Annotated in this window: 11 protein-coding genes; 3 read left to right on the top strand and 8 right to left on the bottom strand. The window is 44.5% G+C overall.

The window, feature by feature from the left end:
- Position 1 precedes the first annotated feature (1 nt).
- The 8 genes from V8L73_RS05350 to V8L73_RS05315 all read right to left on the bottom strand — a co-directional run bounded on the left by V8L73_RS05350 (position 2) and on the right by V8L73_RS05315 (position 8,706).
- Positions 2-1,717: a thiamine pyrophosphate-binding protein gene (locus V8L73_RS05350; RefSeq protein ID WP_347254299.1), complete on the bottom strand. Its 1,716-nt coding sequence runs from the start codon at positions 1,715-1,717 to the stop codon at positions 2-4.
- 57 nt (positions 1,718-1,774) lie between these two features.
- Positions 1,775-3,088, bottom strand: coding sequence for a lipopolysaccharide biosynthesis protein RfbH (gene rfbH / locus V8L73_RS05345; protein WP_347254298.1), 1,314 nt, complete (start codon positions 3,086-3,088; stop codon positions 1,775-1,777).
- Between the two features lie 27 nt (positions 3,089-3,115).
- The gene (gene rfbG / locus V8L73_RS05340; protein ID WP_347254297.1) at positions 3,116-4,195 is read right to left on the bottom strand and encodes a CDP-glucose 4,6-dehydratase; all 1,080 of its coding nucleotides are present in this window, start codon (positions 4,193-4,195) and stop codon (positions 3,116-3,118) included.
- 4 nt (positions 4,196-4,199) lie between these two features.
- Positions 4,200-4,973, bottom strand: a complete 774-nt coding sequence (gene rfbF / locus V8L73_RS05335) for a glucose-1-phosphate cytidylyltransferase (RefSeq protein WP_027273955.1) — start codon at positions 4,971-4,973, stop codon at positions 4,200-4,202.
- 15 nt (positions 4,974-4,988) lie between these two features.
- Positions 4,989-5,963 (bottom strand): CDP-6-deoxy-delta-3,4-glucoseen reductase, encoded by a 975-nt coding sequence (locus V8L73_RS05330; RefSeq protein ID WP_347254296.1) that lies wholly within the window; start codon positions 5,961-5,963, stop codon positions 4,989-4,991.
- 9 nt (positions 5,964-5,972) lie between these two features.
- Positions 5,973-6,521: a dTDP-4-dehydrorhamnose 3,5-epimerase gene (gene rfbC, locus V8L73_RS05325; protein ID WP_347254295.1), complete on the bottom strand. Its 549-nt coding sequence runs from the start codon at positions 6,519-6,521 to the stop codon at positions 5,973-5,975.
- Positions 6,522-6,693: 172 nt separating this feature from the next.
- On the bottom strand, positions 6,694-7,593 hold the full coding sequence (gene rfbD / locus V8L73_RS05320; RefSeq protein ID WP_347254294.1) for a dTDP-4-dehydrorhamnose reductase: 900 nt from the start codon (positions 7,591-7,593) through the stop codon (positions 6,694-6,696).
- A gap of 21 nt (positions 7,594-7,614) precedes the next feature.
- Entirely contained in the window at positions 7,615-8,706 is a 1,092-nt protein-coding gene (locus V8L73_RS05315; protein WP_347254293.1) for an LPS O-antigen chain length determinant protein WzzB, read from the bottom strand.
- A 611-nt stretch (positions 8,707-9,317) separates the two neighbouring features.
- On the opposite strand from V8L73_RS05315, the gene cysK reads away from it, so the two are divergent.
- The 3 genes from cysK (at position 9,318) to ptsI (ending at position 12,777) form a co-directional block, all read left to right on the top strand.
- On the top strand, positions 9,318-10,286 hold the full coding sequence (gene cysK / locus V8L73_RS05310) for a cysteine synthase A (protein WP_027273960.1): 969 nt from the start codon (positions 9,318-9,320) through the stop codon (positions 10,284-10,286).
- Positions 10,287-10,745: 459 nt separating this feature from the next.
- Positions 10,746-11,003, top strand: coding sequence for a phosphocarrier protein Hpr (gene ptsH, locus V8L73_RS05305; protein WP_027273961.1), 258 nt, complete (start codon positions 10,746-10,748; stop codon positions 11,001-11,003).
- 46 nt (positions 11,004-11,049) lie between these two features.
- Entirely contained in the window at positions 11,050-12,777 is a 1,728-nt protein-coding gene (ptsI, locus tag V8L73_RS05300; RefSeq protein ID WP_347254292.1) for a phosphoenolpyruvate-protein phosphotransferase PtsI, read from the top strand.
- Positions 12,778-12,796 lie beyond the last annotated feature (19 nt).

The following is a 12,796-nucleotide window of genomic DNA, read 5'->3' as shown; positions in this document are numbered from 1 at the left end:
ATTACCTTACTGGATATTGCTTATCAATTGGATTACCAAATGCCAAGCGAGGGCGACATTCCCGTGCATCGCTCATAAGTATCTCAATAAGCATTGGTTTTTGATCTTTGATAAACTTATTAATATATATATCTAATTCTTCTAATCTAGCCGTTGCAAAAGATTCAATATTGTAAGCTTTACCAATACTACTAAATGATGAACTATATCCACTCCAGTACGTTGAATCATTGCGCCCATCAAAATACATTTCCTGAAAGGCTCTAACCATACCCAATGATTGATTATTGAAAACAATCGTTAGTATCGGCAGTCGCTCTCTAGCAATAATATCTAACTCTTGGATATTTAACTGAGCCCCACCATCACCAGTCAATATTACTGTCTGACACTTCGCAGCATACGCTACACCAATTGCAGTTGGTATGGCAAATCCCATTGCACCGAGTCCACCAGAATGATGGATTACTTGTTGTTCATTAATTAATAATGAATGAGCGACCCACATCTGGTTGTTACCAACATCAGTAACATAATGTACGGGCCTATTATTAAAACTTATATTTAATAACCTACATATCTGAAATGGGCTAATAGACCACTCGGAGTACTCATCTGTATAATTTTCATTCCAATGTGAGTCCAACTCGTCACGCCAACTCTTTATATTTAAGCGATAAGAAGCTATTTCAATTAGTTCTAAGTGCTCTTGGAAAAAATCTTCACATCGAGACAAAATACTTACATCAGCACTTACGCGATTTTCTAACTGGCCTTCTTCAAGATCTATCTGCACTATTTTCGCATTTCTTGCAAAATCACTCGTATCCGCACCGGTTTGCCTTACATCCATTCGGCTTCCTAGAACAACAAGCAAATCACAGTGTTGAATAGCAAAGTTAGCGGTTCGCGTGCCATAGCTTCCTACCATGCCATAATAACCATTATCTGCATAAGTTCTTTCGCTACCTTTCAGACTACTAATATGTGGAATACCAACTTTTGAAATAGCCCTTTTCCAGTCATTGTAATTATGTTCATTAATTGCCCCTCCTCCAATAAGAAAAAGAGGCCTATGTGATTTTTCTAATAAATTAAATACAGCATTAAATTTATCACCGATTATCGTTTCCTGACTCAAATCATCAGATATCCCTTCTTCCTTAACAAGATAGTCCGTCACATAATCAGGCAATTCGGCTCGCTGTAAATCCATCGGGATATCGATCAAGACAGGGCCTGGACGTCCGCTTCGCGCAATATTTATTGCCTGTTGTAATACAGGAATTATTTCTTCTTTATATAATACTTGATGTGAAAATTTAGTAATGCTTTTAACAATACTTATAATATCAAGTTCTTGAAAACCTTGCTGCCGGATTTTTCTATCCTGCTTGAGCTCATTCGTGTTTACTTGCCCAGTAATGAATATACATGGATAACTATCCAACCAACAGTCAGCTATCCCCGTAATAAGATTTGTAGCCCCAGGCCCACTAGTCCCTAAGGCCAAGCCCAACTTCTGATTACCTGTCGCTCTTGCGACGCCCCCTGCTGCAAATGCTGCTGCTTGTTCATGATGTAAAGATATAAGCTTAGTTTTACCTAATACATTAATGCTATCGACAAGATGGGTAATCATCCCACCAATTAACTCAAAACCATATTCAACATCATTCGCACTCAGTACTTCAGCGATTGCATCAGAAGCTTTCATAGTAACCTCAAAACCAAAAGAACCAGAAAAACTCTGGTTCTTACCACCCTAATAGACTCAGAAATTTAATCCAAAAAATTCTTCAAACTTACTCACGACATAGTCTAGATGATCGTTCGTCAACCCAGGATAAATACCAATCCAGAAAGTCTGATTCATAATACGATCCGTATTCGCTAACTCTCCCACAACCCTATATTTTACATTAGCAAAATACGGCTGACGCGTTAAGTTACCCGCAAACAACAAGCGAGTACCAATTTTAGCTTCATCAAGAAACTTAACCAAATCAACACGAGTAACACCGCTGGTCTCTTTCAGTGTAATAGGGAAACCAAACCACGAGGGATCGGATTTTTCAGTTGCTTCGGGCAGTTCTAGAAACTCAGCACAAGACTGTAGCCCCTGCTTCAGATAAGCAAAATTCTCCTTGCGTTTTTCAACGAACTCCTCAATACGTTCCAACTGTGCTAAGCCACATGCCGCCTGCATATCCGTAATCTTAAGGTTATAACCCAGATGTGAATACGTATATTTATGGTCATAGCCAAACGGCAATGAGCCTAACTGTTGCCCGAAACGCTTACCACAGGTGTTATCACATCCTGGCGCACAGTAACAATCACGTCCCCAATCACGGAAGGATTCGATTATCTTTTTCAACTCGCCAGATTTGGTAAATACAGCCCCCCCCTCTCCCATAGTAATATGGTGAGCAGGATAGAAGCTGACGGTACCAATATCGCCAAAAGTTCCTACCATTTTACCGTCATAAGTCGAACCAAGCGCATCACAGCAATCTTCAATCAGCCACAAATTATATTTATCTGCAATACGGCGAACCTCCGTCAAATCAAAGGTATTCCCCAGCGTATGCGCGATCATAATCGCTTTTGATTTTTCACTTACTGCAGCTTCAATAAGAGAAGCGTCGACATTATATGTAGGAATATCAACATCAACAAAAACAGGAACCAAACCATTTTGGATCGTCGGGTTTACCGTAGTCGGGAAACCTGCAGCTACAGTAATGACTTCATCACCCGGCTTTAAGGCTCTGTCGCCCAGTTTAGGCGAGGTCAACGCAGTCAGTGCAAGTAAGTTTGCGGACGAGCCGGAGGTTGTGGTCAAAACATGCGGAACACCAATGAATTCACCCAGTTTCTTTTCAAAAGCGTCATTAAAACGGCCAGTAGTGAGCCAACCGTCTAAAGAGGCCTCCACCATCAGCTGTAACTCTTTCGCACCAATAACTTTTCCTGAAGGAGGTACAATGCTGCTACCCGCAACAAAAGGCTTAGGGCTGAGTGCCTCATCTGCATATTGGGCAACGAGTTGGGAAATTTGCTCGCGCAGGCTATTTGCTGTCATTACTCTGATTCCTGTTACTTATCTACTTTAGTTAATAGTGGTTGTCATATAGTCATGAATTTCGCGCTTTGAACAAGCCAGCATATCTGCGCCGTTTATCCATGCTTTGTGCCATTCAACAATACGACCAAGTGTCTCGGTTAGTCCCCAACGCGGGCGCCAGCCTAACTGCATATGTGCTTTTGAGCAATCCAGTTTGAGGTAATGCGCTTCATGCGGATGGTTTTCACCGTCCAATAACCAGCTGGCGCCTTCCCCCCATAGTGATACCATCTCATTGACAATAAATTCGACCGTTTTCGCATCCTCTTCACGAGGGCCAAAATTCCATGCCTCCGAATATTTTGCTCCCTCAGTATACAAATGCTGGGCGACAACAATATATCCAGAAAGCGGTTCGAGAACATGCTGCCACGGACGAATTGCATGAGGATTACGAATAACAACTTGCTGATTATTCTCGAAAGACCGCAAAATATCTGGAATCAGACGATCCTCGGCCCAATCACCGCCACCAATCACGTTACCCGCTCTTACTGATGCGAGGCCCACTCCGTGTTTGTCATAGGCCGCAGGATTGAAGAAAGAGTTACGAAAAGCCGAAGCAACCAGTTCCGCGCAACCTTTACTATTTGAGTAAGGATCGTAACCACCCATCGCTTCATTTTCACGATATCCCCAGACCCACTCACGATTTTCATAACATTTATCGCTAGTGATATTGACAACAGCCCTCACGTCCTCAACCTGCTTTACCGCTTCGAGCAGGTGTACGGTACCCATCACGTTAGTTGAATAGGTTTCAATAGGTTCTTTATAAGACAGGCGAACTAACGGCTGTGCCGCCATATGAAAAACAATTTCTGGCTTAAAAGCCGCTATAGAATTACGTAGCTTTTCAAAATCACGAATATCGCCAATTTCTGATTCCATCAGATCATTAATACGAGCAATCTCAAACAAACTTGGCTCAGTTGGTGGAACCAATGAGTAGCCTTTTAGCGTAGCTCCCATTTCCGCTAACCAGAGTGACAACCAACTACCTTTAAAGCCGGTATGTCCCGTAATAAACACTCGTTTCCCCTGCCAGAAGTTTTTATCAATCATTCTATTACTCCCAGCTTTTCCAGGGAGCTTTACCCTTTTCCCACAGCCCTTCAAGATAGGTTTTATCGCGTAGAGTATCCATTGGCTGCCAGAAACCGGTATGCTCATAAGCCATGAGTTCCCCCTGTTTGGCCAAGGTCATCAGAGGTTCCTGCTCCCAGGTTGTAGCATCATTCTCTATGAGGTCGATAACAGAAGGATTGAGCACAAAGAAGCCGCCGTTGATCATGGCACCATCGCCTTTCGGCTTTTCTTGAAAGGCTTGAACCTGGCCACCACGAATATCCAATGCACCAAAGCGTCCTGGAGGAAAGGTTGCGGTCAGGGTTGCTTTTTTGCCATGCGCCTTATGAAAATCAATAGTTGCTTTAATATCAAGATCTGCGACGCCATCACCATAGGTAAACAAAAACGCTTCATCATTCTTCACATACTCAGCAACACGCTTTAAGCGCCCGCCGGTCATCGATGCATCGCCAGTATCAACAAGCGTCACGTTCCAAGGTTCAACGCGCTTATGGTGGACTTCCATACGGTTTTCGGCCATGTGGAACGTTACATCGGACATATGTAAGAAGTAGTTGGCAAAATACTCTTTAATAACATATCCCTTATAGCCACAGCAGATAATAAAATCTCTAATGCCATGGGAGGAATACATTTTCATGATATGCCAAAGAATCGGCTTTCCGCCGATCTCAACCATCGGTTTTGGTTTTACAATCGTCTCTTCACTTAATCTGGTGCCAAGCCCACCAGCTAAAATCACCGCTTTCATGTTTAACCCTTTATATTATCTGGATGCAGTAAAAGCATCAGAATAGAAATTATCTATAGATAAATTTTTTGCTATAAAGTCCCTTTTACTAGCATCGATCATCACAGGCGATCCGCATGCATATATATCAAAGGGTTCAAGAGAATCAAAATCTTGTATTATCGTATGGTGGACGAATCCTTTTCGCCCATCCCACGTCTGATCATCATCAGAGACAACTGGAATATAGTGAATATTTTTATATTGTTCACTCCATTCATTGGGTAATGTCGAGTAAAAGTCCTTAGCTCGCGGCATTCCCCAATAGATATAGATCTCACGAGTCGTTTGCTTTTGCACTAAATGTTCTACCATTGCCTTAACGGGAGCAAATCCTGTACCACCGGCCAAGAAAATAATTGGCCTATTACTGTCTCTGATAAAGAATGTCCCACAAGGACCTTCAATTCGCATTAAGGTATTTTCTTGTAGACCGCTAAAAATTAGCGAACTCATTTGACCATTAGGAACATTTCTTATGTGTAACTCAATACCTTCTTTTTCATTACTATTGGCAATAGAGTAGCTACGAGTTACACCTTTATATTGAAGATCAACATACTGCCCTGGTAGAAATCCTATATTCGCAGTTGGTGGTACACGTAACTTTAGCTTCATCACGTCGTCTGATACGAGATAACTACTACTAACCTTACAGGGTACGAGTTTCTTTACCTGCCCTGCCAATTCAGGAAAGTAGTGAGCCTGTAATTGTAAATCTGTCCTAGGTTTACAACTACAGGTCAAAATTCTTTCGCCTTGGCCAAATACTCTGCCAGTTGAATCAACAGCTTCGCCTGCTAAGAGTTCAGACTCACAAACCCCACAATCACCATTTTTACAGCTATGCTCAAGATGAATGCCTGCTGTAAGAGCGGAATCAAGGATAGACTCATCTTCCTTGCCAGAAAACTCAACGCTCGATGGGAATATCTTAATAATATGAGACACGATTATTTTCTACTCAAATAATGAAGCCTGATGAAATTGGGGAGCGACTGCATCTTTTGCTGATAATTCAGGTGGCTGAGTAATAGGCCATTCAATGCCAATTGTTTTATCATTCCACAGAATACTTCCCTCACTCGCTGGCGCGTAGTAGTTGGTTGCTTTATAAAGAAATTCAGCTGTTTCACTGAGGGTAAGAAAGCCATGTGCAAAGCCTTCAGGGATCCATAGCTGGCGCTTATTTTCTGCCGATAAATACACCCCAACCCATTTTCCAAAGGTAGGGGATCCCTTACGAATATCGACGACGACGTCAAACACTTCACCAGCAACACAGCGAACGAGCTTACCCTGCGCATATTCGCCCTTTTGAAAATGCAAACCTCTTAAAACACCTCTACTAGATTTTGAGTGATTATCCTGAACAAAGGTAACTTTTCGCCCAATAGTATCTTCAAAAACTCGCTGATTAAAGCTTTCAAAGAAGAAACCACGTTCATCACCGAAAACTCGTGGCTCCAATATTAAAACATCAGAAATATCCGTTTTTATTACATTCATTGCCTAATAACCTTTAACCCTCTTAAATCGGTATTATCCATAAATATTTTTCATTAATAATGACGGTAAAGCCTAATATTTCTTAGATTTATTAATACACAATTTTTGTTTAAATAAGAAAATTCTAATTACTGAAATTTTAGCCCACCATAATTGAACCCAGATATTTTTATTAAATAGGTGTAGCTGTAAATAGTTCATTTAACATTCGTTTCACACCCATGTCCCATTGAGGAAGAACCAGACCAAAATTCTTCTGGAATTTTTCTGTATTCAGGCGTGAATTATTTGGTCGACGAGCAGGTGTTGGATATGCACTTGTTGGAACAGCATGTAGCTTTTTCAGAGTCAGTTCGATACCTGCATGACGCGCCTCTTCAAAAACCAGTGCCGCATAGTCGTACCAAGTTGTCGTACCGCCGGCAACTAAGTGATAAAGACCTGCTACTTCTGGTTTCATCAATGCAACGCGAATCGCATGCGCGGTACAATCAGCCAATAACTCAGCTCCTGTTGGTGCGCCGAACTGATCGTTAATAACAGAAATTTCAGTACGCTCTTTCGCCAACTTCAACATCGTTTTAGCAAAGTTATTTCCTTTACTTGCATAAACCCAGCTTGTACGAAAAATTAAGTGTTTTGGGCAATGATATTGTAAAGCTTTTTCACCTGCCAGTTTTGTTTGCCCATAAACGTTTAGTGGCGCTGTAAGATCTTCTTCTTGCCATGCCGTTTCACCATTCCCTGGGAATACATAGTCAGTGGAATAATGAATCACCCATGCACCGATCTTCTCAGCTTCTTTAGCTATAGCTTCTAGGCTTGTTGCATTTAAAAGTTGAGCAAACTCCGGCTCGGACTCAGCTTTATCAACATTAGTATATGCTGCCGCATTGACGATCACATTCGGTTTGATAGCCCGTACGGTTTCAGCAATCCCTTCTGGATTACTGAAATCGCCACAATACTCTCTGGAGTTGACATCAAGCGAAATTAAATTACCTAGTGGCACCAATGCCCGCTGAAGTTCCCAGCCCACTTGCCCTGTTTTACCAAAAAGTAGGATATTCATTAACTACGATCTCTTAAATATCTAATTAGATACAAACTTACTCTGTTTAGCAGACACAATGGCTTCCTTCCCCAACACAATCCCCGCTCCTAAAATGCCCCCAAGCAGCGCCCCCAGCACCAAAATCAACGCCCTCTTCGGCTTATCTTTAGTCACTGGCTCAGCAGGGCTTTTCAAATAACTAAACGCCTGCGCATTCTCATCGCCGGCCTTAAAACCGATTAAAGCCATATACTGCCCCTGCAGCCCGTAATATTTATCGCTCAGCACTAGCGGTTGCTTAGCAATAGAGTCCGACATCGCCATCAGCGCATCTTTCCCTAACAGGAACATATTCGAGTTATCCAGCTTTGCCAAACCCGCCGTTTCCGGCTTTTGGATATTGGCCTTTTCTGCAATAGTTAACGCCATCTTTACGTTTTCAATCTCTTCCTGGCGCTGTTCTTCCGCAATCTTTTTCAGAGACGACATCTGGTTTCCAACGCTTTGCTTTTTACCCTCGATTTGGGCCGCTAGTTGAGAATACTGAATGTTACTGACGTTCTTATTCACCATGACCATATAGTCGGTCAATAGTTTTTTAGACTGTTCTGCCGTTCGAGCGGGAAAATTTACCGTATAAAATGGGTTTTCCTTATCCTTGATAAATTTAATATTATTAACGATCTCTTCTAACAAACGGGATTGCTCCTGTGCAGTCATCCCTTCAGACAGGGTTTTAAAATAGCTGCTATTTTGAACAAACCGACTGACTTCATTATAAGATGCAGCCAAACTAACGAACTGTTGGAATAACTTAGTAGAAACTTCTTCCGATGGAGTCGGCTTATCTACATCCCCTTCCACCAACCGAAACCCCTGATAATAATTAGCCATAGTACTAAACGTCGGCACATTAATGACCGCGGTTGCCGTCCACTGCTCCTTCGCAGTAAAGGCATAAATACCGGCTATCAGCGTCGTTGCGAACATACAGCCAAGTATCCACAATTTTTTCTTCCACAGTTGGGCCATTAACTCAAACAGATCGATTTCATCTCGGTTTCGCAACTGGTATTCAGAATAATTAATAGGCTGGGAAACCACTGTCTGGGAAGGCTCTTTATTGCTCATTGAACTTATCCAATTAATCAAGGAAAAAGAAAGCGACTAAACGAACATAATATTTTTTAGACACGCTACCGCCCTTGGGTCAGGCTCCCAAAGAGGCAGTAAAAAGGGCGTAGCTCCGCTACTGGCTTGCGTTGGTAGAGTCCCCCGAGAGCCAATAGACAAAGCGATAACGCAATCTTTCATACATACACTAACAAGAGATTACGCCGCATTAATGTCGGCTAATTATACGCGCTTACCCCTCAATCGCAAGCAAGCTCCATTTTGACAACAGACTAAAAACAAAAATAACCCGTTGATTTAATATTAAAAATAGGCTAAGCATTAACAAACTCATATCATTTGTTTATTAAATGAAAAGTAATAATAAGCCATATTTCTTATTTACTATAAGGGCCAGCCATCTGCTTAAACCCTAAGGATGACAACGCATTAGCCTTCATTCATACTTAGGTAAGCATGAATTCACCTTATAACCGTCCCTCTTATCTTATTGCTTATATATTCCCTAATCACATATCGATATACCGATTCCTTCCTTCCCTATCCTGATTTTATCGCTATGCTGTAGGTATTGTGATAAAAACCTATCAAATTTAAAAGGATAACCCATGACAAAGATCTATGAAGACAACTCACAGACTATTGGTCACACCCCTCTGGTGCGTCTAAATCGCCTGGGCAACGGGAAAATCCTGGCGAAGGTTGAATCTCGAAATCCAAGCTTCAGCGTCAAGTGCCGCATAGGCGCCAATATGATTTGGGATGCAGAAAAGCGTGGCATTTTGAAAAAAGGCGTTCAAATCGTCGAGCCTACCAGCGGTAATACCGGCATAGCGCTGGCGTTTGTCGCCGCGGCCCGTGGATATAAGTTAACGCTCACTATGCCAGAATCAATGAGCCTGGAGCGCCGTAAGCTGTTAAAAGCGCTGGGCGCCAATCTGGTTTTAACCGAAGCCGCCAAGGGCATGAAGGGCGCGATCGAAAAAGCGGAAGAGTTGGTCGCAGCCGATCCTGAACACACTATCCTCCTGCAGCAGTTTAACAACCCCGCTAACCCGGAAATCCATGAGAAAACCACCGGGCCGGAGATTTGGGAAGATACCGGTGGCGACGTAGACGTGTTTATCGCCGGCGTCGGCACCGGCGGCACTTTGACCGGCGTTAGCCGTTATCTCAAGAAAACCAAAGGAAAGAGCGTTATCAGCGTCGCCGTTGAACCAACCGACTCGCCGGTGATTAGCCAAGCGCTGGCGGGAGAGCCGCTGAAGCCCGGCCCGCACAAGATTCAAGGCATCGGCGCAGGGTTTATTCCCGGCAACCTCGATCTGAGCCTTATCGATCGTGTAGAGAAGATTACCAACGAAGAGGCCATTGAAACCGCTCGCCGTCTGATGGATGAAGAAGGCATTCTGGCCGGCATTTCTTCCGGCGCGGCCGTTGCTGCCGCCATTCGTCTGACGAAGCTCCCCGAATTCGCGGATAAGAACATCGTGGTCATTCTGCCCTCTTCCGGTGAACGCTATTTAAGCACGCCGCTGTTTGCAGGCCTGTTCACAGAGCAAGAGCTTCAACAGTAGCAAGCGCTCACCAGACTGAAAGCTCCACTACGCCTTGGCTTTATCGCCAGGGCGTTTTCTTTTTCGCGCGTTTGTCGGCCACAACAAACTTTGGCAAAAACAGCCTGCGGAAAAGTTAAAAACGAACAAAAAAGCGCATTTTATGTGCGCTGGATCTCGATTTTTCACACTAACATTTGATTTATTCGTCGGTGAAAAGTATCAAGCTACTAATTTTTTCGATGCGCGAATTAAATCTTTTTACCTTCGACGTTGAAGATAGAAAGTGCGATTTCTGGACGTAGGACGTCCAAAAGTGTCTCTCTGATGCACGGGCGCGTCGTAAAGCAGGACATCCCTCTGTTAACCCGTTGGCGAGCCAACGTCATTTTTCACAATGTCGGGGCGGGAACCAATGAAAATTAGGCTAAACTTAAGTGCTATAGCACCAGCGCTTCACTAACCAAGTTGAGGAACACTATGTACCAGCAAGACGTTACCGTTACCGCTCCGAATGGCCTGCACACCCGCCCTGCGGCTCAGTTTGTAAAAGAAGCCAAGGCGTTTACTTCTGATATCACCGTAACCTCCAACGGCAAAAGTTCCAGCGCTAAAAGCCTGTTCAAACTGCAAACTCTAGGCCTGACTCAGGGTACCGTGGTCACCATCTCTGCCGAAGGTGAAGACGAAAAAGAAGCCGTTGAGCATCTGGTGAAACTGATGGCGGAACTGGAGTAAGAACAACCCACGCGTTTTAATCCCGTTTTAATTTGAAGGTAGGCTTATGATTTCAGGCATCCTAGTATCTCCCGGCATCGCCTTTGGCAAAGCGCTGATATTAAAAGACGATCCTATCGTTGTTAATAACAAGAAAATTTCCGCCGATGATATCGAGAAGGAAATTTCCCGCTTTAAAGCAGGCCGCGACAAGGCCAGCGAGCAGCTTAACGCCATTATGGCAAAGGCCAGCGAAACGTTTGGCGAAGAAAAGGCCGCTATTTTTGAAGGCCACATCATGCTGTTGGAGGACGAAGACCTCGAGCAGGAAATCGAAAGCCGTATTAAAACCAAGCAAGAAAGCGCCGACGCGGCGGCCTATGCCGTATTCGAAGCACAGGCTATCGAGCTGGAAAGCCTTGAGGATGAATATCTGAAGGAACGCGCCGCCGATATTCGTGATATTGGTAAGCGCTTACTGAAAAACATTCTCGGTATGACCATCGTCGACCTCGGCGCGATCCAGGAAGAAGTCATTCTGGTCGCGACTGACCTGACGCCGTCGGAAACCGCCCAGCTTAATCTGGATAAAGTGCTCGGCTTTATCACCGATTTGGGCGGCCGCACCTCGCATACCTCCATTATGGCGCGCTCATTGGAAATTCCGGCCATCGTCGGCACCAATGACGTGACAAAACAGGTAAAAAACGGGGACTACCTGATCCTCGACTGCGTCAACAACCACGTCTACGTCAATCCGCCGATTGAAACCGTTGAGCAGTTGAAAAAGGCGCAGGCCGAGTATCTGAGCGATAAAAACGAGCTGGCTAAGCTAAAAGACCTGCCCGCCATCACGCTGGACGGCCATCAGGTAGAAGTGTGCGCTAACATCGGCACCGTACGCGACGTGCCGGGCGCTGAGCGCAACGGCGCAGAAGGCGTCGGCCTCTACCGCACCGAGTTCCTGTTTATGGACAGGGACGCATTCCCGACCGAAGAAGAGCAGTTCCAAGCCTATAAGGCCGTCGTTGAAGCGATGGGCGAACAGGCCGTGATTCTTCGCACCATGGACATCGGCGGCGACAAAGACCTGCCGTACATGAATCTGCCGAAGGAAGAGAACCCGTTCCTAGGCTGGCGCGCAATTCGCATCTGTTTTGACCGCAAAGAGATTCTGCACGCCCAGCTTCGCGCGGTGCTCCGCGCTTCTGCGTTCGGCAAGCTGCGCATTATGTTCCCCATGATCATCTCCGTTGAAGAAGTTCGCCTGCTGAAAGCCGAGCTGGAAATGCTTAAGCAGCAGCTGCGGGATGAAAAAATCGCCTTCGATGAAACGATTGAAGTCGGCGTCATGGTTGAAACGCCCGCTGCAGCAACGATTGCCCACCATCTGGCGAAAGAAGTCGATTTCTTCAGCATTGGTACAAACGACCTTACCCAGTATACTCTGGCCGTCGATCGCGGCAACGAGCTGATTTCTCACCTCTATAACCCACTCTCTCCGTCCGTTTTGACGCTGATCAAGCAGGTGATCGACGCGTCTCATAAAGAGGGCAAGTGGACGGGCATGTGTGGGGAGCTGGCCGGTGACGAACGAGCAACGCTTCTGCTGCTTGGAATGGGTCTGGATGAGTTTAGTATGAGCGCTATCTCGATCCCGCGAATCAAGAAAATTATTCGCAACGCCAACTATTCCGACGTCAAGACGCTGGCTGAAAATGCGTTAGCCCAGCCAACCGCTCAGGACGTTTTAGAAGTGGTGAATAAATTTATCGAAGAAAAAACGCTCTGCTAAGTTATTATTATAACTAAGG

Source organism: Leminorella grimontii, from assembly GCF_039789245.1.
Classification (GTDB): domain Bacteria; phylum Pseudomonadota; class Gammaproteobacteria; order Enterobacterales; family Enterobacteriaceae; genus Leminorella; species Leminorella grimontii.
Note: the sequence above shows the minus strand (reverse complement) of the source record. Positions and strands in the feature narration are given on the sequence as shown.

Coding starts and splice junctions, on each gene's coding strand:
- V8L73_RS05350 (WP_347254299.1), bottom strand. CDS start 1,717: ATGAAAGCTTCTGATGCAATCGCTGAAGTACTGAGTGCGAATGATGTT.
- rfbH (WP_347254298.1), bottom strand. CDS start 3,088: ATGACAGCAAATAGCCTGCGCGAGCAAATTTCCCAACTCGTTGCCCAA.
- rfbG (WP_347254297.1), bottom strand. CDS start 4,195: ATGATTGATAAAAACTTCTGGCAGGGGAAACGAGTGTTTATTACGGGA.
- rfbF (WP_027273955.1), bottom strand. CDS start 4,973: ATGAAAGCGGTGATTTTAGCTGGTGGGCTTGGCACCAGATTAAGTGAA.
- rfbC (WP_347254295.1), bottom strand. CDS start 6,521: ATGAATGTAATAAAAACGGATATTTCTGATGTTTTAATATTGGAGCCA.
- rfbD (WP_347254294.1), bottom strand. CDS start 7,593: ATGAATATCCTACTTTTTGGTAAAACAGGGCAAGTGGGCTGGGAACTT.
- V8L73_RS05315 (WP_347254293.1), bottom strand. CDS start 8,706: ATGAGCAATAAAGAGCCTTCCCAGACAGTGGTTTCCCAGCCTATTAAT.
- cysK (WP_027273960.1), top strand. CDS start 9,318: ATGACAAAGATCTATGAAGACAACTCACAGACTATTGGTCACACCCCT.
- ptsH (WP_027273961.1), top strand. CDS start 10,746: ATGTACCAGCAAGACGTTACCGTTACCGCTCCGAATGGCCTGCACACC.
- ptsI (WP_347254292.1), top strand. CDS start 11,050: ATGATTTCAGGCATCCTAGTATCTCCCGGCATCGCCTTTGGCAAAGCG.